This window comes from Sphingomonas sp. 28-62-20, assembly GCF_002281505.1.
In genome coordinates this window covers 1-1,460 of record NZ_NCGH01000070.1, presented here as the reverse complement: position 1 = coordinate 1,460, position 1,460 = coordinate 1, and the positions used below count along the sequence as shown (strand labels likewise).

Sequence of the window (1,460 nt, the reverse complement as noted above, 5' to 3'; positions counted from 1 at the left end):
CAGTGACGCACGCACGGGGCCAAAGCTCGACGACTTCCGACCTATATGCTCGGCGATGGCGGTCGATCCAAAGGGCCCCTCCCCCAGATCCGCCATGCCGCGCAGATAGCGCTTTTCGGACGGTGTCAGGCGGTCAAACCGCACACGAAAGAAGCTGTCATCGAGTGCGGCGATGGCCGTGGGGTGAGCGAGATCGACATCCGCTACTGTAATCGGGCAGGCGTCGGCGGCATCCCAACACTGCTTGCCCCATTCCTGTAGAAAATAGGGATAGCCCTCGGTGACGGCGATGATTTGCGCGACCGCAGCAGGCTCGATCGCGCATTCCTCCGCTTCGATCGGATGGATGATGGCCGCACTGGCTGCTTCGATGCCGAGCGGACCAATGCTGGTGAACAGAAATAATCGTTCGGCATAGGACTTCGCTTTGCCCATCTGCCCGGCCAGTTGCGGCAAGCCAGCTGCAACCAGGGTGATTGGACGGTCGTTCTGGCGGGCTCGATGAAGCGCGGTGATGAGCGCCGCCAGTTCGCGCTCGGGCACATATTGCAGCTCGTCGATGAACAGCACGAGGGCTGTGTCTCGCTCAGCGGCGGCGGCGCCGGCCAAATCGATCAGATCGATCAGATCGGCGTCGAGATCGCCATTGTCCGCAACCCCGATCTCACCCAGATCGAGCGATGCCTCCAGCTCACCGTAGCTCAGCTTGAACGCCTTAACGAACCGCGCCAGTGCACCCAAGCCGCGTTTCGCGAGCGTCATTGCCGCTTGTCCCCGATCAAGTTTGAGCATGGCGGTGCGCAGGGCAGGAACCAGCATGGCTGGCAACGACTGGCCTTCGGGCGCTTCGATCGGCACGCTCAGGATGCCTTCGCCTTCTGCGGCCCGGCGCATGGCGTTGAGCAGCACCGTCTTGCCCACCCCGCGCAATCCCAGCAGGATCATGCTTTGGGCATGACGACCATTTCGAATACGGTCGAGTGCGATGGCGACCGTTTCGAGGACGTCATCCCGACCTGCAAGCTCGGGCGGGCGGCTGCCTGCACCTGGGGCGAAGGGGTTACGGCGTGGATCCATTCTAGGCTCCTTACATGATTCTAGTTGATTCGACTAGAACCATGTAAGATGATTATAAAGCGCTGCGAGCGTCTGGTTGGCTTATCGTGCCAATCTCAATGGGAAGCCATCAGCCGATTTTGGCCATCAAACGTCCAGCAGCACCCTGCTCTGCAGCCAAATTGCGGTTGTAGGCAAGCGGCATGCGTGGCGACTTCCACCGCAGCGCATCCATGATGCCAGCGAGATCCTCGCCGATGACGAATAGGTCCTGGTTGAGGCCGACCCGCGTCGAATGCGCGCTAATCCCCTTGAGCAACCGCGCCAGATCGTCTGCTGTCAGATCCGTCAGGGCACCGCGGTCGAACGCCCGCTGTATCATCGCGCGATAGATCGGACCGACC

At 61.2% G+C, this 1,460-nt stretch carries 1 protein-coding gene and 1 pseudogene; both read right to left on the bottom strand.

Features of this window, described 5'->3' with window-relative positions:
• On the bottom strand, positions 1-1,077 hold a 1,077-nt coding region (locus B7Y43_RS20070; RefSeq protein ID WP_374133423.1), incomplete at its 3' end, for an ATP-binding protein.
• 109 nt (positions 1,078-1,186) lie between these two features.
• Positions 1,187-1,460: pseudogene (locus B7Y43_RS20065) on the bottom strand (integrase); the annotation flags it as partial.